13 protein-coding genes are annotated in these 24,229 nt (G+C 46.9%); all 13 read right to left on the bottom strand.

Going from position 1 to position 24,229, the window contains the following annotated elements; all coding sequences use genetic code 11:
- Positions 1 to 124: 124 nt before the first annotated feature.
- Positions 125 to 1,099: an ABC transporter ATP-binding protein gene (locus tag ACFVS2_RS27440; RefSeq protein WP_173616899.1), complete on the bottom strand. Its 975-nt coding sequence runs from the start codon at positions 1,097 to 1,099 to the stop codon at positions 125 to 127.
- Positions 1,096 to 2,142, bottom strand: coding sequence for an ABC transporter ATP-binding protein (locus tag ACFVS2_RS27435; RefSeq protein ID WP_390239553.1), 1,047 nt, complete (start codon positions 2,140 to 2,142; stop codon positions 1,096 to 1,098). Before ACFVS2_RS27435 ends, ACFVS2_RS27440 begins: the two co-directional genes overlap by 4 nt.
- Positions 2,118 to 3,098: an ABC transporter permease gene (locus ACFVS2_RS27430; RefSeq protein ID WP_390239552.1), complete on the bottom strand. Its 981-nt coding sequence runs from the start codon at positions 3,096 to 3,098 to the stop codon at positions 2,118 to 2,120. Before ACFVS2_RS27430 ends, ACFVS2_RS27435 begins: the two co-directional genes overlap by 25 nt.
- Positions 3,095 to 4,066 carry an ABC transporter permease gene (locus tag ACFVS2_RS27425; protein ID WP_173616902.1) on the bottom strand — a complete coding sequence of 324 codons (972 nt, stop codon included), beginning with the start codon at positions 4,064 to 4,066 and terminating at the stop codon, positions 3,095 to 3,097. Before ACFVS2_RS27425 ends, ACFVS2_RS27430 begins: the two co-directional genes overlap by 4 nt.
- Positions 4,067 to 4,151: 85 nt before the next feature.
- Complete coding sequence (locus ACFVS2_RS27420) at positions 4,152 to 5,891, bottom strand: peptide-binding protein (protein WP_173616903.1); 1,740 nt, start codon at positions 5,889 to 5,891, stop codon at positions 4,152 to 4,154.
- 208 nt (positions 5,892 to 6,099) lie between these two features.
- Positions 6,100 to 7,155, bottom strand: a complete 1,056-nt coding sequence (ltaE, locus tag ACFVS2_RS27415) for a low-specificity L-threonine aldolase (protein ID WP_390239551.1) — start codon at positions 7,153 to 7,155, stop codon at positions 6,100 to 6,102.
- A complete protein-coding gene (locus ACFVS2_RS27410; RefSeq protein ID WP_390239550.1) occupies positions 7,152 to 8,408 on the bottom strand; it encodes an ATP-grasp domain-containing protein in 1,257 nt (418 codons plus the stop codon). Before ACFVS2_RS27410 ends, ltaE begins: the two co-directional genes overlap by 4 nt.
- Complete coding sequence (locus ACFVS2_RS27405; RefSeq protein ID WP_390239549.1) at positions 8,383 to 9,435, bottom strand: PLP-dependent cysteine synthase family protein; 1,053 nt, start codon at positions 9,433 to 9,435, stop codon at positions 8,383 to 8,385. The genes ACFVS2_RS27410 and ACFVS2_RS27405 overlap by 26 nt, the downstream gene beginning before the upstream one ends.
- A complete protein-coding gene (locus tag ACFVS2_RS27400; RefSeq protein ID WP_390239548.1) occupies positions 9,425 to 10,951 on the bottom strand; it encodes an argininosuccinate lyase in 1,527 nt (508 codons plus the stop codon). Before ACFVS2_RS27400 ends, ACFVS2_RS27405 begins: the two co-directional genes overlap by 11 nt.
- A gap of 52 nt (positions 10,952 to 11,003) precedes the next feature.
- On the bottom strand, positions 11,004 to 12,275 hold the full coding sequence (locus ACFVS2_RS27395) for an MFS transporter (RefSeq protein ID WP_390239547.1): 1,272 nt from the start codon (positions 12,273 to 12,275) through the stop codon (positions 11,004 to 11,006).
- A 91-nt stretch (positions 12,276 to 12,366) separates the two neighbouring features.
- The gene (locus ACFVS2_RS27390) at positions 12,367 to 13,266 is read right to left on the bottom strand and encodes a GHMP family kinase ATP-binding protein (protein WP_173616909.1); all 900 of its coding nucleotides are present in this window, start codon (positions 13,264 to 13,266) and stop codon (positions 12,367 to 12,369) included.
- Positions 13,267 to 13,341: 75 nt separating this feature from the next.
- Positions 13,342 to 22,104 carry a non-ribosomal peptide synthetase gene (locus tag ACFVS2_RS27385; RefSeq protein WP_390239546.1) on the bottom strand — a complete coding sequence of 2,921 codons (8,763 nt, stop codon included), beginning with the start codon at positions 22,102 to 22,104 and terminating at the stop codon, positions 13,342 to 13,344.
- Between the two features lie 18 nt (positions 22,105 to 22,122).
- The gene (locus ACFVS2_RS27380) at positions 22,123 to 24,147 is read right to left on the bottom strand and encodes a condensation domain-containing protein (protein WP_390239545.1); all 2,025 of its coding nucleotides are present in this window, start codon (positions 24,145 to 24,147) and stop codon (positions 22,123 to 22,125) included.
- Between the last annotated feature and the right edge of the window lie 82 nt (positions 24,148 to 24,229).

Raw genomic sequence — 24,229 nt, 5'->3', positions numbered from 1 at the left:
AACCGGAAACGCTATCTTATTTTTGTCCTTCGGACCTAACTCCACACAAGTCTAATTTTGTCTTGAAACAAAAAGTAGTGTTTATCTACAACCTGAGCCACCCATCATGGGTGGCTCTTTCTCTCTATGCTAAAGGGAAATGACACGCGACCTGCCGATCCTGCCCAACCTCAATCAGCTCGGGAATCTCCTTGCTGCATCTCTCCTGCGCCATTGGACAACGAGGATGAAAACGACAACCTGACGGCGGATTGGCCGGAGATGGTACATCCCCTTGCAGGACGATCCGCTCTTGTCGCCGATGCGGAGTAGGCTTCGGAATCGCCGACAACAATGCCGCCGTATACGGATGCAGTGGCTGTGCAAACAAGTCATCCGTTCGTGCAATCTCCACCATTTTCCCCAAGTACATCACGCCTACCCGATCAGAAATATGGCGTACCACATTCAGACCATGCGCGATAAATAGATAGGTCAGCCCCATCTCTTTTTGTAATTTCATCATCAGGTTTAAAACCTGTGACTGTACGGACACATCCAGCGCAGAAACAGCTTCATCCGCCACAATAAACCGTGGCGAGAGTGCAATCGACCGCGCAATACCGATCCTTTGCCGCTGTCCGCCGGAAAACTCATGCGGATACCGATTTCGCCTTGAAGGATCGAGTCCCACCAGACTCATCAGCTCGACTACCCGCTCATCCATTTCCTTTGCAGATGCACGCAGATGAACCCGTAACGGCTCTCCAATAATATCGCTTACCAAAAATCGTGGATTCAATGAACCAAACGGGTCTTGAAAGATAATCTGCATATCCCGTCTCAGCTTCAAATTTTCTTGTCTATTCACCTGATGGATATTGGTTCCGTCAAACAGCACTTCTCCGCTCGTCGCCCCTTGCAAATTCAGCACAACACGCCCCAGCGTCGACTTCCCGCAGCCGGATTCTCCTACGAGCCCGAATGTCTCCCCTGGCCGAATTCCGAAAGATACATCATCTACGGCTTTTACTTGACCGATGACACGGCTCAACAAGCCAGCCTTAATCGGAAAATACTTTTTGATTTGTTTTGCTTCGATCAAATATTCCTGGTTCATTGGCGGTTCACCTCTGCTTTACTTCCAGCGACTGAATTGGCACGCTGATTTATTCTGAATTGATTGCTGACATCTTCATTCAACCAGCAAGCCACTTGTTGTCCCATAACAACCTCGCGCAAAATAGGTTCCTCTTTTCGGCATTTGTCAATCGCATGCGGACAACGCGGGTGAAAACGGCAGCCCGTCGGCAATTGGGTAATACTCGGGATGGTGCCTTGGATCGTGTACAATTCTGCGCCGCGCTCCCCTTCAAATCCAGGAATGGACTGCAGCAACCCAATCGTGTAAGGATGCCGAGGCTCGTCAAATATCCGTTCGACCGTTCCTTCCTCCACAATCGTTCCTGCATACATCACCGCGATACGATCCGCCATCTCTGCTGCTACCCCCATGTCATGGGTGATCAGCAAAATCGACATACCCAATTCCTTTTGTAGCCGTCTGAGCAAATCCAAAATTTGCGCCTGAACCGTAACATCAAGAGCAGTAGTTGGCTCGTCTGCTATCAGCATTTCCGGGTTGCAGGCCAAGGCCATCGCGATGACAACACGCTGGCACATCCCTCCAGACATTTCGTGCGGGTACTGCTTCACTCGTACTTCCGGCGCCGGGATCCCAACCAGACGAAGCATCTCGATCGCTTTTTTAAACGCATCTTTCTGGTTCATATTTTGATGCAGCATCAAGCTCTCCGCAATTTGATCGCCTACTGTAAACACCGGATTGAGAGCCGACATCGGGTCTTGGAAGATCATCGCGATTTTGTTCCCGCGAATGTGCATCATTTCATCCAAGTCCTTTGCCGCCAGATCCTGACCGTGAAACATGACGTTCCCACTCTGAATAAATCCGCCCGCATAATCAATCAGTCGCATGACCGCAAGTGACGTCACACTCTTTCCACTGCCGGATTCCCCTACCAAGCATACCGTCTGTCCTTTACCAACGTTGATGCTCACTCGATCCGTGGCCTTGACCGTGCCGTCATCCGTAAAGAAGCAAGTGGTCAATTTTTTTATTTCGAGGATGTTGCGTTCCACTTGTTCAGCCTCCTTTTCGGGTTCTTCTTTTTCTTCCGTGGGTCGAATGCATCGCGAATGCCGTCTCCGACGAAGTTAACCGCTAGCACCACGAGCAAAATACAAAGACCAGGATAAAGTGCTTGCAAAGGATCGACCAGCATGAATTCCTGTGCCTTGCTCAGCATTAATCCCCAGCTTGTTTCAGGCGGTTGAATTCCCAAGCCTAAATAAGAGAGACCTGACTCTGACAGAATGGCCGAACCAACCATGAGAGTCGCGTACACAATGATGGGAGCCATTGCATTACGTATCAGATGACGCGTAATAATGCCCCAGTGCGAAACACCAATCGCCCTCGCTGCTTCTACATACTGCATTTCCCGTAGCTGCAAGAACTGCCCGCGCACCAGACGTGCCACACTTGTCCAGCTCGTCAGCGACAAAATCAGGATCATATAGACAAATTCCGCTCCGAAGAGAGCCAGAACCAGAATGTTAAAAAACAAACTCGGAATGGAGTTCATCACGTCAACGAGACGCATGAAGCAGGTATCAATCCAACCTCCGAAATAACCAGAAATCGCTCCAATCAGCGTCCCGATGACAACCGCAGCAAAAGCAACGCTGAAGCCGACCAGCATGGACACCCGGCTGCTATGAATGAGGCGGGACAAGATATCACGACCGAGCTCGTCTGTTCCGAGCACATGTCCTTCTGTTCCAGGAGGCAGGTTGGTAATCATAAAATCAATCTTTGCCGGATCATGCGGTGCAACCCAATCAGCAAACACAGCAATCCCAATAAAAAACAGGAGTACGATCAAGCCAGAAACGGCATATGGATTCCGCATGAATTTTTTGCCCGCGGTCGTCCAGAGTCCAGGAGGTTTTTGGCCAACAGGATTCGTCGGAAGTTGTCCACCCGGTCGATTCGTCTCAACAACAGTGTCATCTTGAAGCTGTACTTGACTCATGCTGCCCTGCCTCCTTTGCGTCCAAGCTGCACGCGTGGATCAACCAGTGCGTAGATTAAGTCGGCAAGCAGGTTTCCGATAATCACCATCAGTGAAATCAGCAACGTGATCGACATCAACACAGAATACTCACGGGCTACAGCCATTTCCACAAACAGACGCCCCATGCCTGGCCAGTTAAATACACTCTCTGTCAATGCTGCACCTGCTACCAGAGTCGGCAAATCCAATCCGATGATCGTCACGACAGGAATCAGTGCGTTCCGCAGAGCATGGCGGAAAATAACGCGTCTTTCCTTCATCCCTTTGGCACGTGCCGTCCGAATATAGTCTTGCTCCAATACCTCCAGCATACTGGCACGCGTATATTTGACATAGGCTGCGATGTTCACCAGTGTTAACACCGTAACAGGTAGAATCAAGTGCAAAATGAGGTCGCTTACTTGTCCCTCTTTCCCCATCGTGTACATGTCAGATAGTGGGAGCAGATTCAGCTGCATTGCGAAAAACTGCTGTAGCATAATCCCAAACCAGAAGGTCGGCATCGCAAATCCGAGATAGGCAACGATGGAAGCTATCTGGTCAGACAGACCGTATTGCTTTGTGCTATTGTAGATTCCCCATGGGATGGCGATCAGCATGGAAAGCCCCCACGCTACAGACATGAGCACAAACGTATTCCAGACCGTCGGCCACAAAATATCACCAACAGGAACGTTATTTTTAAAGGTATGGCCCAAATCCCCCTGCAACAAATTTCCAACCCATTTCATGTATTGAATGTAGACTGGCTGATCCAACCCCATATTTTTCATCTGGATGAGTTGTGCTTCTGGGGACATTCCCGGTGAGAGCATGACTTTTAATGGTCCTCCCGGTGCTGCATGCATCAGTCCAAATGACACCACGGTGATCAAAAATAAGACAAGCACAGCTTGTAGTACGCGGCGTACCAAATATTCAGTCAATCCAGCATCCTCCTTTCGTTTGAAAGGGGAAGGGACATAAGGCTGCCCTCCCCCTTTTCCTATTGCTAACCGCTACTAGCCAAGCTTATTTTTTTGTATCGTCGATCCACCAGTTCAGGAAACCAAAGGTCTCCCCATATGGAATCATGGATACTGGTTTAAACTCATCCTTATATTTGACGCGAGAAGTCATGCCTCGTGGCGTTCCGTACTGATACATGAATACGTATGGCAGGTTCGTCGAGATTTCTTTTCCGACTTCTTTATAGATAGCTGCGCGCTCCTCTTGTTTAACCGTGGATACAGCTTTTTCCCAGAGCGCATCTAGCTTCGGATTGTCGTACCAGCCAGCGTTGTTGCCAGGCGGGAATGCCTTTTTCCCGAAAGTAGAAATGCCATCCGGATCTGGGTCAGACAATTGCCATCCGAGTAACAGAACCTGGAATTTACCAGGGTTTGCATACTGATCGACAAGAGCCGAGAAGTCTAATGCTTTTGGCTTCGCTTCAATTCCGATCTCTTTCAGGTTTTGCTGAATAACGACTGCTGCCTGTTCACGACGACTGTTCCCCGAGTTGAAAATGAATTCAAAGGAGAATCGATTGCCGTCTTTGGCAAGGATTCCATCTGACCCGGCTACCCATCCGTCTTCTTTTAGCAATTGTTTTGCTTTCTCTGCGCTATATTCGTAATGGACTGCTGCATCGCCCGGGTCTGCCCATGTACCTGGCAGGAACGGTGCATCCATAATTTTTCCGGTTCCTTTCAAGATATTGTCGATAATACCTTGACGATTGATTGCGTGGGCAATGGCCTGACGCGTTTTTTGACCTTCAAACAACCCGTAGTTGTTCGGGAAGTTCTTCTTGTCGAAGTTGAAGGCAAAGTATTCATAGCTAGGACCTGGCTCCGTCGAGATGTTGATCGTTCCTTTCGCCTTTACCGCTTCGAGCTGCGTGACAGGAATGGAATCTACCAAGTCAACGTCACCTTTCATCAGAGCCTGTACTTGTGTGTTTTGATCCGCATAGATTTTGTACACAACCTTTTGGATATGCGGCTTCTTTTCGCCCCAGTAATCTGGGTTAGCATCTAGCACATGGAATTCCTTTTGTTTCCACTCCGACCATTTGAATGGTCCGGAAGTTGGCGTCTTGGCTGGATCTTTTCCGTAAGAATGTGCTTGCAATTCTTTAAACGGTACGTCTTTCAGCACGTGAGCTGGTGCCAACTTTTGCATTAATCCAAAAGCAAACGGAGCGTACAATTGAGTCAATTTGATTTCCACGGTGTAATCATCCAGTTTTTTCATCTCTTTCACTTTGTCGTATTTCGTAATTTCTGGTGATCCAGTCTCAGGAGTTTTGATGGCATTAATGGTAAAAATCAAGTCGTCAGCCGTGATTGGCGTTCCATCCGACCATTTCGCATTATTCTTCATCTTGATTGTGTAGGTTAAGCCATCTTCACTTACTTTTGGCAGCTCAGCTGCAAGGGACCAAGGGTAAACCGCTAAATCAAAAGATGGGTTTCGATTGTACAAATACGCCTGGGTGTACTCCATCACATCGCCGGATGCCGTGTCATTTCCGAAAATCGGATTGATCGTGACGATGTCAGACGTCGTAGAATGCGTGAACGTTCCACCGTCTACTGGCTTCTCATCATCCGTACTGGTCGCCTGAGGAGCCACCTGCTCCACCGGTTTTTGTGTTGGTGCTGGTGTTCCTGACGAAGCATTGTTCCCGCTCGAGCAACCGACCAACAGCGCGCCGGTTAACGAGAGCAACGCCAACGGCTTCAACCAACCTTTCCCTTTTTTCAAATCAATTCCCCCTCTTTCACTTGTTTTCAAGCCTTTTCCATAATGGGTAATACATCCCAAGACTTGTCTTTTTAATATTAAATAATTTTCTGTTATTTGAAAATATTTTCCCTTTAAAATATTTGAAAAAATCGGATGATTTTATATTCTTTTATAAACCTTAATAACAAATCCCCCTTCTCATGAAGGGGGAGCGTACATGTCTGCTCTACACAGTTTGGAACTGCAACAGTTCACGTACGATGCTTAGCGCCTTGTCGATATCCGCTGTCTCAATACCGGAATGAGTTACTGCTCGAATTCTGCCGTGACCGAGCTCAGCTACGCGCAGCCCTTGTGCTTGCGCTGCTTCTATGAAGGTCTGCCACGTATGGACTGGGTGTTCAATCCGGAAGAACACAATATTGGTCTCTACATCATCCACATGAGTCACGATTCCTGGAATCTCCGCCAGACCCCGTGCCAAGCGAAGGGCGTTTGCGTGATCGACTGCCAATCGATCCGTCATTTGTTGCAAGGCAACCAGGCCTGGCGCTGCTATAATTCCTGCCTGGCGCATACCGCCACCCAGCATTTTGCGAAGACGATACACTTTCTGAATAAAGTCTTCTGATCCGACGACAAGGGAACCAATCGGTGCTGACAACCCTTTCGACAGACATATTTGCACGGAATCCGCATAACGCGCAATCTCAGCCACATCCACGTCAAGAGCAACTGCCGCATTGAACAAACGTGCACCGTCCATATGAACAGGCACAGCCTTTTCGTTCGCAAATGCGCGAACCTCTTCCAAATAAGACAGCGGTAGAACACGTCCCCCCATCCGGTTATGCGGGTTTTCCAAGCAGATCAAGGACGGCAATACGAATTGTGGATCTTCTGGCTCCAACGGAAATACCCGCTCCATATCAGCAATGTCCAACCTTCCATCTGGCTGCGTCGGAATCGGTTCGTACATAATGCCGCCACACACAGCCGCGCCACCCGCTTCATAGATGTAAATGTCGGTCTCATTGCCTACAATGACTTTGGAACCGCGAGGACAATGCGCCATTAAGGATGCCAGATTAGCCATCGTTCCACTCGGCATGAGAATGGCTGCCTCTTTGCCCAGCTTCTGGGCCGCTTCTTGCTCCAATTGGCGAACCGTAGGATCCTCCCCATACACATCGTCACCGAGTACCGCCTCTTGAATTGCATGCATCATCTGACTTGTCGGCAAAGTGAATGTATCGCTTCTCAATTCGATCATCGGTTTCATACCCCACTCTCCAATTGCTGACCTACTTGTACTTTCAGGCTGTCTTTCACCTGCTGGATCAGCTCAGCGGTCTCGCTGTAATGCTTGCCTTCCACGATGACATAGCCGAGACGATGCGAGAAATTTTGCGGAGGCTGGACGCTTTGACCGATTTTTGCATGAACGGTCACTTCAGCAATCCCTGGCAGGTTGCGAACGTTATCCATTCCATGTATCCCGCTAAAGGTTCCCTGACTCTCCGACACGAAAAAATGAATGCCTGCATAGCGTTGCTCTTCGATGGTTTGAGACAATTCTGGCGCAAGTCCAGCCGCACACCGAATCTGTTGCAAAAGCAGATCAATCCCTGTTGAACGACGAATCAGCTCTGGAATCATTCCACCGGCAAGCCTTGCGTTGACCTCGATGACAACACAACCTGCTGGTGTCCACTTCACTTCTGTATGCGCAGCACCAAACTGGTAGTTCACCGCCGCTAACGCCCTTTCCACTGTTCGCTCGATCTCCTGCTTCTCTTCTGCCGACAGCGGTGCAGGGAAAATATGCCCTGCTTCCACGAAAAAGGGATATCCCGTTAACCGTTTCTGGGTAATGCCAATGACAAAGCATTGCCCTTGCCACGAGAACGTCTCCACGCTAAATTCAGGGCCCTCGACATACTGCTCCAGAAGAACTGTTCGAGCTGTTTCCTGGCCGCGCGCATTGTACTTGATCGCAAGGATTTCCGCTGCTATTTGCTCCACTTCATCCCAGCTAGAGCACAGCCGTACGTTATTCGACCCACTATCGTCAGCAGGCTTTACCACGCAGGGCAGAGAAATGGAAGACCGCGCTTCCATTAACGCCTCCATAGAGCCTATTGCCACAAACTCAGGCTGAGACACTTGCTGACCCTGAAGCCTCTCGCGAAATATCGCTTTATTACGGCAGGCCTCAATTGCCTCCAGAGAATTTCCAGTCCACCCGAATTTCCGGGCCAGCTTGGCTACTGATTCGAGGTAATAGTCGCTTGTCGACATGATTCCGGCTATCTCTCTGCCTTCCTTAACCACTTGTGCTACACTGTCAGTCAGCTCCGCTTGGGAATTCGTATCTGTCACGACAACGTGACATTCCAACTCATTCAAACCGTGGTAACGTTCAGGCTTTTCTGTGAAAAATACGGGCTCGAACCCCAACTCGCGCGCCTTTTTAATAGCGAGCATACCTGTCCCCGTCGTATTTGCTTCAACGAATAGAAAGTGTTTGTTCATTCGGATACATCCCCATCGATTTGGAATAGGACCAGCTAGTTACGACTGTCTGTGGTTCCACACATTGTGGCGTGTCGAGCAGGTGCGTTTGCATCAGACCCTTGCTCTCTCGGTAGGAGTGGCTATAGATCGTATCGACATAACGATCCCCTCGATCCGGCAATATGGCCACGATATTGCACTCACTCCCGACTTGGCTCGCTAACCAGTTGGCTACGGCGTACACAGAACCCGAGCTGTTGCCAGCAAAAATATGCTCATTACGAGCCAAACGCAGCGTAGCCGCAAATGCCTCAGCATCGTTCAACCAATGCACTTCATCGATCATGGAAAAATCTACATTCTTGGCGATCAAACTGTTTCCCAAGCCACCTTGTAGACGCGTTGGCTGATCGGGCTGTCCGAATATCACACTCCCCGCTGCATCAACCGCCACGACGCGCAGCTCCTTATAATGACGTTTCAGTTCTCTGGCGGTCCCGGACAAGGAACCTCCGCTGCCGACTGCACCAACAAGCACATCAATTCGTTCGAGATCTTGCATCAACTCGGATGCCAGCGCAGCATATGCACGCGGATTTTCCGGATTATCGTATTGTCGAGGCCAAAACGCTCCTGGATACTCCTTCATTAATTCTTGGAGTCGTTCCAGTCTGGCGCTTTGCCACCCTTGTTTCCCCATCTGCGAAACCACGTGAACATGGCAGCCAAGCGAGGTCAACTTGGCATAGGTAATTGGGTCAATTCTCGGATCAGTCACGATGTGTACGTCGTGCCCCAACTGGCGCCCAACCAAGGCCAAACCGCAAGCCAACGTTCCTGACGAGCTTTCGATAATCGGCATGCCCTCCTGAAGTTCTCCTGACTGTATCGCTGCCAAGACCGATTGCTTGGCTACACGATCCTTCATGCCGAACGGATTCATTAACTCGAGCTTTGCAAATACGGAACCCACTGCCTTTTCATCAAGTCTCAGCTTGACCAGAGGAGTATCCCCGATTGTATCTGCCAACTGTTCATAGCGCATCTACGCTCACATCCTTCCCCTGCTTGCCAGAAAGCAACCTCTTCATTACCCTCTCCCGCCTTTCTTCAATCGCCTGCAATTGCCCTTGTCGATCTTGCCACTCCCGTTGTAGCTTCTCTGCATGCTCCCTCTGTGCTGTCAGCATCTGCTGTACTTCCTCGGGGTTCGTGGAGCCCGTTGATTTCTTCGCGTACAAGCCCCCCTGCACATTGAAGGAAGCAGCGAGGAGTGCAGCCGTATCTGGTACTTGAAAGCCTGCTTCCTCGCAAGCTTCATAGAGTAGCCGTGGATCTCCCGGCTCCGGCGATACACCGTGTTCCAGCGCGCTAACGATGTATCGGCCTGCGATTACCTGGGCTGTACGATACGGAATCTCACGCTCCAACGTCAGCAAATTCGCAAGAGTAAATCCTCCAAAGAAGTCCCGTTTACATATATGGAGCAAACGATCCTCATTGAATTGCAAATGATCGATAACCGCTTTTAACAGGCGCAGCAACGTTTTGGTTTGTTGAAACAACGTCAGAAGATGAGTGCCTGCCTCTTTGGACGTCTCTACCAAATTCGTGAAGGCTGTATTGCGCTGACCTAGCACCATATCCATATAAAATCCGGTTAGATGCGCACTCTTCCCCCGGATACGCTCCAGGATCGGGAAGTTTCTTTTCTGTGGCATGGCAGAAGATATTCCGGATAGCTCATCCGGCAATTGGAGGAAGTTCATTTCGCTGCTGCCCCATTGAATCAAATCCGTTGTAAATCGGGAGACCAATACTGAGAAGTTGGACAGCTCTCCTGCCATTCTCAAAACCCATTCCCGAGACGCGACCGCCGACAACGCACTCATTCGAGGCTGTCGGAACCCAAGCAGCTTGGACAACCGTTGACGGTCCCACGGCAGTTCTACCCCAGCCATGGCCCCTGCCCCAAGCGAGCACTGATTCATTTCGTCATAGATTTGTATCCATCGATTCATGGCTTGCAAAAATTCACCGTTAATAGAGGAAAGATAGAACCCAGGGGTAATGATTTGTGCGGATTGATAGTGAGTATATCCTGGCATGGGGACAGAACGATATTGATCAGCACGTGTATGCATCGATTGAATAAGCTGTCCCAATTCCCCCATCGTCTCTAGCCATTGCGCACGACCAAACATCACTTGGGCGCACGCTTGGACATCATTGCGGCTGCGATCCATATGCCAACACGGTACCGGTCTCGGGAGCAAGCCTTCAATATAACGCTCAAGGGCAAAAGAGATATCAGACATATTCCGTCCGGGGTCAGGAGCTATTGTTTCTGGTGTAGCGGCCTGAAGTGCCTTTGCGATAAGCAAAGCGTCTTGTCGTGTAATCAAGCTCATTCTGACATATTCCAAAAGCATGGCGAATTCAATCTGAATATACCCAGGCAACAAATGATCGACTTCATATTTGAACTGTGGTTCCAATACTTCATCATGCAAGAGGCGGCTTGGTGTCGAAGCAATTCTGCCCGTTAATTTTACACTCATGCAAAAAATACACCTCGCTTCCGACTGAGTAACGATCCAACCAGGAATTGTACTAAAGAGAGATACCCCCTGATTTCTGTTCCGCATAATCGTAGTGATGTTCTTTTTTCATTCTCAAGTGTGGATTCATCAACATGAGAACCACAACGAGAAGTCCCGCTCCGCCAATGATTCCAAATATCGTAAATATGGAAACAAGACCTGTAGTCAGACCTACCAGGAAGACGGAGACTGGCATGGCGCACTGAACTATTACACTGATCAAGCTCGATGCTCTTCCCAAGACTTCTTTAGGCACCATCAAGGTGATCAACGTACTCATTTTGATATTGACGAATGCCGAGCCTATCCCATTCACGAATACACATATGACTTGCCAAACAAGTGGAATGCCAAACGCAAACATTCCGATTCCGATACTGAACAGACTAATGCCACAGCAAATGTAAATAATCGCATCATATCGATTCAAATAATTAATACATAGAGACCCAAGCAAAATCCCGATAAAAAAGCTGATCTCGAGCATGGCCAATTCGGTAACATTGGTAACGACCAGAGGCAGCAAGATCGTTTCTGGAGCCGTCAAAAAATTGAGGATGGTAAAATAAATCATGCAGTTTCGCAAAAAATCATGCTTCGTAATCGCATGGATTCCATCCTTCAAATCCGTCATGATCATCTTGGCTGTAAACTCACTGACAGTAGATAGGACAAGCTCCTTCTCGTTAATCCATAAAATAATCAGTGCACCTAACAAATAGGTGACGACATTCAAAATAAAAGCATATTCTATTCCAAACGCGATCAACCCCGCTGCCAATGCCGGAGCCGCCAAACTGACAATCGTTTGAATCATCTGCGATAAACTTTGGGCTTGCGTCATATGTTGTTCGGGAACCAGCGTCCGTATCGCTACCGTGAGTGCTGGCCTAAAGAAGGCACTGACTGTAGTCAGCAAAACGGCAATGATGATCAGTGCAGCAGGATGTAGCATATTAAACAAAAACAACAGGACGATGCATAAAATGAGCGCAGCTCTCAATAAATGCGAAACGACCATGATCCTCTTTTTATTTCCTCGGTCAACAAAAACGCCCGCGAACAATCCGAATATGATCAATGGAATGGTCTCCGCTGCCAATAAAATCGACATTAACAAAGGACTTTCCGTCAAAACCTTCATTAGCCAAATAAGCGCTAATCGATACACTCCATCTCCCATATTCGAGACAAATTGCGAAAAGATTAAATAGCGATAACTTTTCAAGCTCAGCAACGCCCGAAAAGATACCTTTTCATTAACGCTTACTGGCTGTTCCATCTCGATAATCCACTCCCAATACGAACGGAATCAATTTTTGGGGGAAGATGACTTCCAAGTCTGCCAGAAGCCATCTCTTGGATCTGCTCCTCTACGTGTGGTACACATGCACTTCTTTATTCAATTCACTTAACCATCTGTACCCCAATTCCAGCTTTTGATAGAAGTCAGGTTCTTCTTTCAACAATAAAATACCGAGGCTGGTCCCACTGTGTGCAACAACAGTACCTAATCCTCCAATTTTCTCGTTGATCTCCATGACTTCTGGCAATAATTTTTTGGGCAGAATTTTTTGATTCAAGATCGCACTTCTGGACGACACGGCACCTATCGTGTGGACATCCCTTTCTCTGATCGCTTTCGTGATTTTTTGCAACAACAAGCTATACTCCAGCTTTTCTTCGTGGGTATAGGGCTTTGTTTGCTTATTGAACTCAACAGTATCAATGGTTCCTCCCTCATCAATACTTACAATGCATAATGCCGGCAGTTCCCCGATGTATTCTCGCAATCTGACTTCTTTATGGTAGTAAGAAACAGAACCCTCATACATAACGCCATCCGTCGGCTCAATACTCGACAAAAACCACTCTAGTAAGGAAGGCTCAATGTTTATATGGAAACAATCCCCAACCGCTCTGGAGGCAGCCACCAAATCTGCTGATGAGCTTGCCAAGCCTTTCCCAACCGGAAGTTCAGAGTTGATCTCTAAAATTCCACCTGGCGGCAATCCATAGTGCTGAATGATTTTTTCGACCAACCTTTTTGATTTTTGCTTGGAGTGTGGCACGATGACGATCTCCTGTAGGGTTGGAATCGAATAAAAAGTAGCGTAAGATGCATTTTTGATAGGCAAAGTCACCAGGAAATCCAGATTATTTTCCTCTAGAATCCCCTGCAGAAGTTCCCCAAAAGTACCGACAGATACACCGATTCCTACGTCATTCGTATTAGGAAAACGACTAATGGAACTAGTCTTTATCATGCTCATAGTGGCCCCCCGTTTACACGAATATGATTTGGTGCTGATTCCCCTATACAGCTTGACTACAGGGAAACACATGATTTACATGAGGATCGCTTCCGCAGGACGATAGCACTTCATAAAGTAATCGAAAAATTCAATTTTGTTGAATTGACTTTTATTTGTACTAACAAATACCCCCATTTGTTTTTCTGGCAGGAACCACATAAATGAGTTAAAGCCGATGACCTCTCCTGCCTTCGCCAAAATATTCTCATGTACGTATTCTGGGTGGAATTTTACTGTAAATCCATACCCTGTATATGTTCCTTTTGGATGAGGGACTGATTTACTGGAGAACATTTTGTCTATCGAATCTGCTTCTAAAATGTTTTCTTTGCCATCAGCACCTCCACTTAAGAGAGCCAGCATGAATGTGGCGATATCGTGCCCCGTGGAGAGCATGCTGCCGTCTGGTGAGATAGCAGGGCTGAAATCGTACTTTTGCACGGCCTGATTTTCCAGATCATAGCCTGTGGCCATTTTCGCCTCTAATTCTGGTTGTAGTAGAAAACTGCTGTTTGTCATTTCGAGAGGCGCAAAGAAATGCTCACTTGCATAGCGATCAAAGGAAACGCCTGTAACTCTTTCCACAAGATAACCCGCTAGCATAAAGGCAAAATTCTCATTCCCAAATTGTTCGCCAGGTTTGTAAATCACGGTTGGCATATAGCGGTGAATATATTCTCGTAACGTTAGGGTGTCACGCCCGCCAAAATTATAGCTTTGATCATTTCCCGCGTCTGGCGAGTCAAACCCTGTTGTGTAGCTGAGTAAATGTTCTACCGTTAGTGGTCCTTCAACACTTCTCGGTATTTCAATATCGAGGTATTGCTGAACATCCTCGTTCCACCCAATCAGACCTTGCTCCACAAGCTTTATAATGGCAGCGACTGTTACGAGTTTGGAAATCGAACCTACCTTGACTATCGTTTCATCTGCACTCATAGGCAATTTCTCTGATAGATTGGCGTAACCGTAAGCTTTCTTTACTTTCACTTGACCGTGTTGGACTACCACCGCAATTGCGCCAGGAATATCATTCATCGTAGAAGTGTCGAAAAATCCGTCTACCACTGCCTCGAAATCTACCCATTCTCCAACGATTTCGTGGTCAGGATTGTTGTGCAATTTCATCATGCAGTGTTGGATGACTTCCCTTAGACTATCCTGGAGGCATGCAGTAAGTCGTTCGATGGTTTCCGTTTTATACTGTGCCTCGCTGTAAGCTACCATAAAGTGAAAGCTTCCATTCAACACCACGCACTCAATATCAATCTTGCATTCCCGGGACTGCTCCAGACTCATTGATTCTCCGCCTGAGAATGCGGACAATTGAATGTCGTCATCCTTTTCTTTTCGATCCATATCAAATTGTCCCAAATAATTAAAACTGACCTCAGGCTGTACATTCATGCTGGTGTTTGGCGATTTTGCAGACAAATATTTTAATACACCGTAGTGAATCCCTTTTTGCGGGATTTGTCGTACATCTTTTTTGATTTTAGGAATGATAGCTGACGGATTTATTTCGTTCCCGACGTCTACCATGACTGGATATTCACTCGTGAACCATCCCACTGTACGGTTAATGTTCAGATCTGGTAGAATCGATTCCCTGCCATGCCCTTCCATATTCAAGGTGACGCGATCGATATTTGCCCATTTTTTGAAGGCCATTCCAATAGCAGCCAACAGTAGTTCATCGATTTCCGTCTGATAGGCACGATTGGCTTGTTTTAGCAATTCATCGGTTTGCTGCTGATCCATCGTGACCGTTTTCGTCCTGGTTGTTTTCCGAAGCGGTTTTTGCTCATCGTAATCCGTTGGCAACGATTCGGTGTCCCTCTCCTCGATGCGATTCCAATATTCACGCTCTTGCTCGAGCCTTTCGCTATTGGCATACTCGTTCAATTGTTGCGCCCATAATTGGAAGGAATCACTTTTTAAAGGCAAACGAATCTCTTCGTTACGGAGGAGTTGCCCATAAGCTGTTTTGAAATCGTCGATTAAAATGCGCCATGATACCCCGTCTACGACTAAATGGTGCACAGCTATAAGCAAGTGATCGCCATCCGAGCATTGGAATAACCCTACCCTCATTAATGGACCATCAAAAATATTAAGCTTTGATTGTATTTCACTACATTTCAAGTCCATCGCTTGTTCGATCTCAGACCCATTCTTGGTTTGATAGTCCCAAGTCTCCAGACGATACATGTCGCTAGTGTTGACGCCTCGATTATATGCCTCATAGCCAGCCTTGGTTTGGCGGAAAATCATTCGCAGCGCATCATGGTGCTGTACGAGCTTATCGATGACTTTGCGAACCATCCCCTCGTCAAACCGCTCTTTGCGGTACAACACAAAAGATTGGTTATAGTGATGGAGATGCTGACTGTGTTCTTGCATCAACCAATGCTGTATCGGGGTCAGCGCTACAACGCCTTCAACATCCTTTTGGTCAATTTTCCTATTCATCGGTTTCAGTTTTGTACTTAGTTCTGCGATCGTTGGATATTTGAAAAGGTCCCGAATTTCCATCTTGTATCCCAAAGCTGCTAATTGCGAGGATACTTGGATGGATTTGATAGAATCGCCACCGAGCTCAAAGAAATGATCCATGATCCCAATCTTTTTCTCATGTAAAACGTCTTGCCACACAGCCACCAATATCTTCTCGGTGTCCGTTTTAGGCTCCACATATTCCATTTCACTCTGCAATACGATGTTGATATCCACTAGCGCTTTTCGATCGATCTTTCCATTCGGCGTTACTGGTATTTCATCTAGCTGAACAAAATGGGATGGGACCATAAATGCCGGTAACGACTTCCGCAACGACTCTCTCAATACGTTCGATTCCACAGCCTTTGCAGCTACATAGAATGCAACTAGCCTTTTTTGACCGGATTCATCCGCTCTTGCGATAACGACCGCGTCGCGAATATCGCCCAGCTTTCGTAATTCCGCTTCGATTTCTTCCAATTCGATTCGATTCCCACGTATTTTCACCTGATTATCCAATCGCCTTAAAAATTCAATATCTCCGCTAGGGAGCCATCGTGCCATATCCCCTGTCTTATACATGTTTTCGCCGATACAAAACGGATTGGGAACGAATTTTTCATTCGTCAAATCTGGCCGTTTGAAATATCCTTTTCCTACTCCCAAGCCTCCAATATACAGTTCTCCTGGGACACCCACAGGCTGCACATGAAGATTGGCATCCAGAATATACATTTTCACCCCTGGCAAAGGCTTGCCAATCGGCAAAAATTTGTAATCTTGCTGGTCAACTTTTTCATAATAGGAGGAATCAACGGTAGCCTCCGTCACTCCATAGCTGTTTAAGATTCTCATTGTGCTTCCGTATCGATCGACAAGCTTGTGAAAGGCATGTAACGGGCATTGATCCGAGCCAAGAATCAATATTTTCAAGAAGTCTATGTTGAGCCCATTTTCATAGAGATAGTCCATGAAAGGAAGTACCAAGACGGGAGTCGATTCAAACAGATTAATTTCATGCTTTTCCATCAGGTGGTAAAGGCGCTCCAAATCCACTCTCACATCTTTTGGGCAAATAACCAGTTTCCCACCGTATAACAGACATCTCATATAATCACCAGTAAACACATCAAAAGAAAAACTTGCCCATTGCAAACTCCTGACGGGGAATTCATCCAGCTTGTATTCTTGTTTCCATGCCTGCGCAAGCGAATGAAGCTGTCGGTGTTCAATCATGACTCCCTTTGGCGTTCCCGTAGTGCCTGATGTATAAATCACATAAGCAAGTTGATCAAACTGAACAGGTAACCCCAGATTCGTATTCTCCTGATGATAGGACTCAGCATCGTCAAGCATGATCATTTTTTTGTCAGCATTCACTTTATGGCGTACCGACTGATGCAGCAGCAAAACCTCTGCTCCCGAATGTTCCAACATGTACCTTATACGCTCTTCCGGATAATCAGGGTCAATTGGGACGTAGGCTCCACCCGCTTTCACTATCGCCAATACGCCAACGATCATCTCTATGGACCGTTCTGCGATAATCCCCACCAATTGATTTGCACGGACGCCTTCAGCTACCAATGTCCGCGCCAGCTGATTCACCCGTTTATTCAGCTCCGAATAAGACAGTTCTTGCTCTTCAAAAGCGAGAGCAATTCGATCCGGGGTTCTCTCCGCTTGCTCCTCAAATAGCTCAATGATCGTTTTATGCTCATCCCCATTGGTAAAAGAAACTTCCTTATAGGCAGAGATCATTGCCTGTTTTTCTTCCACTGACAACAATTCGATATGCTTGAAATGAATATCGGGTTGATTGGCTACCTGTTCGATGATGTTGCCCAAGTATCTGAGCATCCGTTGAACCGTTTCTGGTTTAAATAAATCTGCGCGATATTCGACAGTCAAACCCGCTCCCTTTTCTAAATCCATGCATACGAGCGATAAATCGAAATTCGTCATGGAATTATAGGATTCAACAGATGTCATTTCCAAGCCGTTTATTTTATTTTCCTCTTCCGTTTTTTCGATATATTGGAACATAAAAGAAAAAATAGGATTGCGGCTAACATCTCTTTCCGGATTAATTTTTTCGACCAATTTATCGAATGGATACTCATGATGCATGTAAGACTCCAGGGCTTGCTGGCGCCAATCGTGCAACGCCTCGATGAAGGTATGATCCTGATTGACTTCCAGTCGCAAAGGAAGTGTGTTAATGAAAAATCCAATGACCTGTTCAATATCCATGTGATTCCGGCCAGCCTCCGGAGTACCGATGATGATATCCTGTTGATTGGTCAGTTTGGACAGCCAAATGCCTATCGTTGATAAAATCACCATAAACATGGATGCATCATGTTGCTGCGCAATCTCTCTCATCCGGTTAAACGTTTTGTCCTGAATCTGATAAAATTCCATTGCCGAAAAATACGTTTGTACAGGCTGGCGCTGAAAATCTGTCGGCAAGTCCAATACGGGAATCTCTTTTTCGAATGTCTTCAGCCAATACGCTTCTGATTCTCCCAGCTCTCCATGATGAATCGAATGGTTTTGCCAGACTGCGTAATCCTTATACTGGATGCTCAATTCTGGCAATTCGGGCTCTATCCCTTGATGCAAGGATTCGTAGATGGTGCCCAAATCCTTCATCAATATCCCCCATGACCATTGATCACTGATCATGTGATGCATGTTCATTAACAATACGTATTTTTCTTCCTCAGCCTTGCATAACTTCACACGAAACAATGTATCCCTGTCAAAATCAAAGCTAGTTTCCGTTTCTTTTTGGATAATCAGATCAATTGCTTCTTGCTTCGATGCTTCGGACTCCTTGGAAAGATCGACAAATGCATAGGTGAAGTCATTGCTCGGCAGTACCTGTTGAACGGGGAGTCCGTCTCTTAACAAGAATTTTGTTCGCAACACTTCATGTCTTTTCACCAGCAACCCGAATGCCTGATACAAAATACGTTCCTTCAATGGTCCCGTGATATGGTAGATCGTCGGCATATTATAAGCCGTGTTCTCAGGCTCTAGCTGCTGAATGAAAAATAGTCTCCTCTGCGCATGTGAAACCGGATAATACGCTTGCTCTTCTGCCTTTGGAATCGTTGATCGATCATGTTGGGTATGGAGCTCTCCTGTGGATACCGCTTCCTCGGTATGAAACAGGGAGGATAATTCCCGAATGGTTCGATGCTCGAATAAGTCCTTGATGGTAACTTCTATGCCCATCTCTCTTTTCATGCGCAAGCGGACCTGAATGGTTTTCATGGAGTGCCCGCCAAGCTGGAAAAAGTCATCGTCGATCCCAATGTCCTCTATGTTTAGCACGGTACGCCAGATAGCTGCCAAGCTTCGTTCCAGATCATTGCGCGGAGCTACGAATGCTTCCGGCTTCTTGTGAATCACGTCTGTCTCTGGCAATGCTTTTTTGTCTATTTTTCCGTTGCGATTCAGTGGCATCGCATCCAGAATAACGATTCGTTCCGGAATCATATACTCCGGCAAGATCGTTCTGAGATAGGCTTGCAGCTCAGGTTCACTCTGCTGTTCATGCATGACCACATAGCAAACCATTCGGTTCTGCCCATTTTCATCCTCTCGCGCAATCGCTACACACTGTCTCACCAGCGTGTGACGTAAAAGAGCGTTTTCTATCTCACCGAGCTCTATGCGATATCCGCGTACTTTTACCTGAAAATCAGCACGCGTAACAAATACGAGTCTCCCATTTGACAAATAGCGTCCCAAATCGCCTGTCTTATACAGCCGTTCTTTTCTATCCTGCAAAAGTGGATTTTCTGAATAGGCTAGCTCCGTGCGTTCAGCATCATGGAGATACCCCCGCCCTACGCCAGTGCCAGAAATGTAGATTTCCCCGACACAACCAACCGGAACGGGACGCATCCATTTGTCCAGCACATAGTGCTTCATATTGGCGATCGAGCTTCCCAAGGCCACATAAGGATAATCATCATGCACATACGAACGATCGATGATTTCATGCATCGTATCATCTGAGCACTCCGTAGCTCCATACGTGTTCACTACAATCACATCGGGATACAGGTCTTGCCACTTTTTGCACAGTGTTACGGGCAATCCTTCTCCGGTAGAAATCATGTATTGCAATTGAGGCAACGCATGCTGTTCCGGTGGAAGAGTCAGTGCAGCATTGTGCAATGCTTCTATCATCGCTGGTACCATCTGAATCACGGTGACACCGTCTCGATTCAAGGCTTGGAGCAATGCATCCGGATCAGTAGCTGTCTCGTTGTCGTAAATCACAAGCTTTCCCCCTGCCATCAAGGGAGCCAGGAATTGCCACACCGATATATCAAAGCAATGGGAAGCATTCTGCGCTACGATGCTGTCTTCATTCAGTCCAAGGACATCCATTTTGGCGTAAAGATGATTCAGCATGCCGCTATGCTCGATCATTGCCCCTTTTGGCATACCAGTGGAGCCTGAGGTAAAAAAGACGTTTGCCAAATCATCATGTGCTTGGATGATCTCTGGATTCGTTGTATCCGACGCTTGCAAAGAAGAGATATCCGGGCTTGACCCGTCCCCTTCATTCAGGCAAAACACGACTGGCTTGTGGTCCAAGTTGTCTGCCAAGGTCATGCTGCGCGCTTGGAAACGCGCCTCGGTCAGTAAGACCTTCGCCTTGCTGTTATCCAGAATCGTAAGGAGTCGTTGATCGGGATGCGCTGTATCAAGCGGGACATAGGCCCCTCCTGCTTTCAGCACAGCCAGAATGCCAATCAGCATGTCGATGCTTCTCTCTGCAAATAGGCAAGCAAGATCATTTCGGCCAAATCCTTGTCTTCGGAGCCAATGCGCCAATCGGTTCGAATCCTCATTCAATTCCCAGTAGGTGATGGATTGCTTCCGGTCGATAGCAGCAACAGCGTCAGGATTGCGCTTGACCTGCTCTTCTATGATTTGCTGCGCAAATTGCTCCATGCTTCGATTCGACTTCGCAAAATTACCCATCACCCTTGTCATGATCTCTTGTTCTTCATCCGTCACGATGTTCAGATCGCTGATGCTCCTGTCTGCCTCTGAGCAAATCTGCTCGAGCATATGGATGTAATGGGATTGCAGCCGTTCCAGATCGCTCTTGGAGGACGCATTCTCATGGAACAATTGAATCTTCATGAGCTGCCCGACCGTTACGACTATCTCCACTGTTTGGAGACCGCCGCGATAAAGCATGGCAGATTCCTGATGATCTTCTGCACTATTCCGTATCGTCAGTGTCGTTCCAAATATAGGATCAGCTTCTCGGACACCTGCATAGTTACGGACCATATCTAGTGTGGCCATTTCATGTTGCCGCAGTTGTTCCCAGCTTTCCTGAACTTCCTTTACGACATCACGCACTTTTTGATTCGCATGCACTGTCAGGAAGACAGGTAAGCTGTGAGCCAATGGCCCAATAATGGTATTCGCCTCTTTCCATGTTTCGGGTCTGCCAGAGACGGTAACACCAACAACCAGCTTGTCCTCGCCACTGTACATATTCTCCAAGAGGAGCCAAGCAGCCTGAAAGATTGCCTCTATGGATACCCGCTGCTCGAATACCATACTTCCGATGGACGTGGTTAATGCTTCGGAAAGAACAGCGTTGCAACTGATCGGATGACTTGCTTCCTTCTGTGCCCCTTGTACCGGATAAAACACAGTCTCGCTTTCATAGCCTTGGAATTGATCTGTCCAAAAGCTTTTGACTCTGGAGCCATCTTGGCTTGACTCCCAAGCAACGTACTCTTTGAATGAGGCCCGCTGGTCAACAGATGACTGCGTACCCCGTACCCGTTTCAGCCATTCCGCTACAAGAAGCTCGCGACTGGCATCGTCCATACATAATGCATGATGGGTCCAGATGAGGACGGATTGATTTGCGTCCATCTGCAAAATCGATACCCAGACTAACGGCCCCTCCTCATACGGAATGGGCTCCTGATGGGATGTAAGCGTAGAGAGATACACTTGCTCTTGCTGTTCAGGAGATAATTCCCGTACATCGTGCCAGTCAATGGGAATGGGGAGCTCCTTCAACACGACTTGTACATGTTTATTTTTGAGCTGGCGGAAAACCGTTCGCATCACTGGCGTCTGGCTGACTAATTCCTTCCACGTTTCTTGAACGCGTTCCAGTTCGAGACGGTGCTCGATGAGATAGCGCATGGTTGTCATCTTGTCAGGGCGTAATAATTGCTTTTGCACCATGGAAAGCTCTATGACTTCTAGTACGTTCTCTTTTGTTAAATGCTTCAAGCCAGTGCACCCCTTTCGCTACAGAAATAATTGTTCAAAATCATCACTGGTCAGGAATTGGCTGTTTAGATGACTGACAATCTCGCGGATTCTTCGATGCGGCTCGGCTGTCACACTTTCCAACAAATATTTATAGTGGGTGCAGATCCGTTGCACAGTCTCCTTCTTGAATACATTCGCACGATAGGTAATGGCACCATTTATGTGGTCGTTAGATTCATGGATGCGGAATTGAAAATCAATCGTGGAGGGAAATTCGTTCTCATTCATTTCAAATAAGAGTTGAGGCTCGTGAGGTTTAGGAAAGGACACTTGATGATAATGGGCTTCTTTTAACTTGCTTTGGACTTGCAAAACCAAATCGCCAAGTAGTGGATTACCTGACAGATCAGCTCGTAAAAGCAAGGCGCTTGTGACATCCTCGCTCTCGTCCCACCCCGCACGAAATGCCAAAGCCAAATCCTCCTTCTCGGTTTCTGCATACAAAAGTACGAGAAATGCGGTCATGAATATCGCATAGGAAGAGGTATCCCAAACTTCAACTAGTTGAGATATCCCATTCTCCTGCAAGCATGCCCATTCAAACGTCTCTTGCTCGAACTTTATTGAGTCGGTAGAGAGCGGAATGTCGTCCTCCGGCAATATCTTGAGGGAAGGCAAATTGGTAAGACTTTTCATCCAATCGTTGGGCTGACCTGCATATACAGGGATGCTTTCGCGATCATTTTTCAAAAGATAAAGACTGGTGCGTTCAAAGTCGGCAACCCATTTGGCAATGGTTTCTTCATCCAAAATATCCGAATTGTATTCGAAGCCTGCCAATATATCATGATGGTTGTCCTTTTCAACGACCAAACATAAATCATACTGGGATACATCTTTGCCAATCGGATAGATGCTTACGGTAAGACCATTGCTATCAAAAGTATTTTGCGCATTGCCCAGCATAATGGCTGCGTCTTGCTTAATCGCTTTTTGATGGACGAAAGCCGTTGAAAAAAAGGAAGCATATTTTTTATCGCGCTCATATTGCAATTCAGCTGTAATCAAAGAGATTGGATAGTTTTGATACTGTGAACATAAAGACAATTCTTCATGAATCTGCTTGGCTAACTCACGTAGCGAGCTGTTTTTTGGAATTTTGATTCGCAGGGGAAGCATCACCATACACGGTCCCATGATCGTATGAAACTCTCTTTTTGGCCTGCCGTATCTCGGTACGCCAACAATGACGTCGTCTTGCCCAGCTATCCGATAAAGCAAAGCACTAAAAAGGGATAAATAAATGACATCCGTAGGATATTTGTTATGTTTGTGATAAGCAATCAACTCATCCCGGAGCTCGCGGGTAAACGTAAAGAATGATATCCCTCCTTTAAACGAAGGGGTACTCGGACGTTTTTTATCTGCCGGTACTTCTAACCTCTCAAGATTTCCGCCCAATTTCTTTTTCCAAAACACTCTCGCAGCTTCGCCTTCTTGGCTGGCTATGTACTTCTGTTCCCACTCCACAAAGTCCGCGTATTGGTGTATTTGAGGTTGCAACTCCTGATCATTGCCCGTTATCAGTAGTTGGTAGATCATCGTAAATTCATCGAGCGTGAGCGAGACACTCCACCCATCAAAGCAGATATGGTGATACTTGAAACTTAAAATACTGCCGCTTTCTTTATAATCCAGCAATCTGCAACTGAATAACGGCCCCTCTTCCAGCGTAAAAGGCTTGTTGAACTCCTCATTGAAATATTCTCTAATCATCGTATCGTCCCAGGTAGCGGAAGACACATGTTCAAAATCCACTACGGGCTCGCTATATACTTTTTGGATGGGCTCGTCTTCCAAAACAAAAATGGAACGATAGATTTCGTGGCGTTTCACAATCTCGTAAAGAGCACGGAGCGTAACCGATACATCCAATCTACTTTCGAATCGGAACAGATACTGCTCCTGATAATATGGACTCATTGGATAGACCAAATCGTGTAAATAGTAATCTTTTTGAGCCTCAGACAGAGGGATGGTTTTGATAAAAGTTTTATCCATCATTCGTAGTCACCCCGATACGCAACTGCGTAATGGTTGGGCATGCGGCTCTCACCAGCATGCCCCAACAGCCATAAACTAG

Source organism: Brevibacillus sp. NPDC058079, from assembly GCF_042885155.1.
Classification (GTDB): domain Bacteria; phylum Bacillota; class Bacilli; order Brevibacillales; family Brevibacillaceae; genus Brevibacillus.
Note: the sequence above shows the minus strand (reverse complement) of the source record. Positions and strands in the feature narration are given on the sequence as shown.

What these genes read in the sequence shown, in the direction of transcription:
- ACFVS2_RS27440 (WP_173616899.1), bottom strand. Translation starts at nt 1,099, where the DNA reads ATGAACCAGGAATATTTGATCGAAGCAAAACAAATCAAAAAGTATTTT.
- ACFVS2_RS27430 (WP_390239552.1), bottom strand. Translation starts at nt 3,098, where the DNA reads ATGAGTCAAGTACAGCTTCAAGATGACACTGTTGTTGAGACGAATCGA.
- ACFVS2_RS27390 (WP_173616909.1), bottom strand. Translation starts at nt 13,266, where the DNA reads ATGAGCATGATAAAGACTAGTTCCATTAGTCGTTTTCCTAATACGAAT.
- ltaE (WP_390239551.1), bottom strand. Translation starts at nt 7,155, where the DNA reads ATGAAACCGATGATCGAATTGAGAAGCGATACATTCACTTTGCCGACA.
- ACFVS2_RS27395 (WP_390239547.1), bottom strand. Translation starts at nt 12,275, where the DNA reads ATGGAACAGCCAGTAAGCGTTAATGAAAAGGTATCTTTTCGGGCGTTG.
- ACFVS2_RS27400 (WP_390239548.1), bottom strand. Translation starts at nt 10,951, where the DNA reads ATGAGTGTAAAATTAACGGGCAGAATTGCTTCGACACCAAGCCGCCTC.
- ACFVS2_RS27380 (WP_390239545.1), bottom strand. Translation starts at nt 24,147, where the DNA reads ATGGATAAAACTTTTATCAAAACCATCCCTCTGTCTGAGGCTCAAAAA.
- ACFVS2_RS27410 (WP_390239550.1), bottom strand. Translation starts at nt 8,408, where the DNA reads ATGAACAAACACTTTCTATTCGTTGAAGCAAATACGACGGGGACAGGT.
- ACFVS2_RS27405 (WP_390239549.1), bottom strand. Translation starts at nt 9,435, where the DNA reads ATGCGCTATGAACAGTTGGCAGATACAATCGGGGATACTCCTCTGGTC.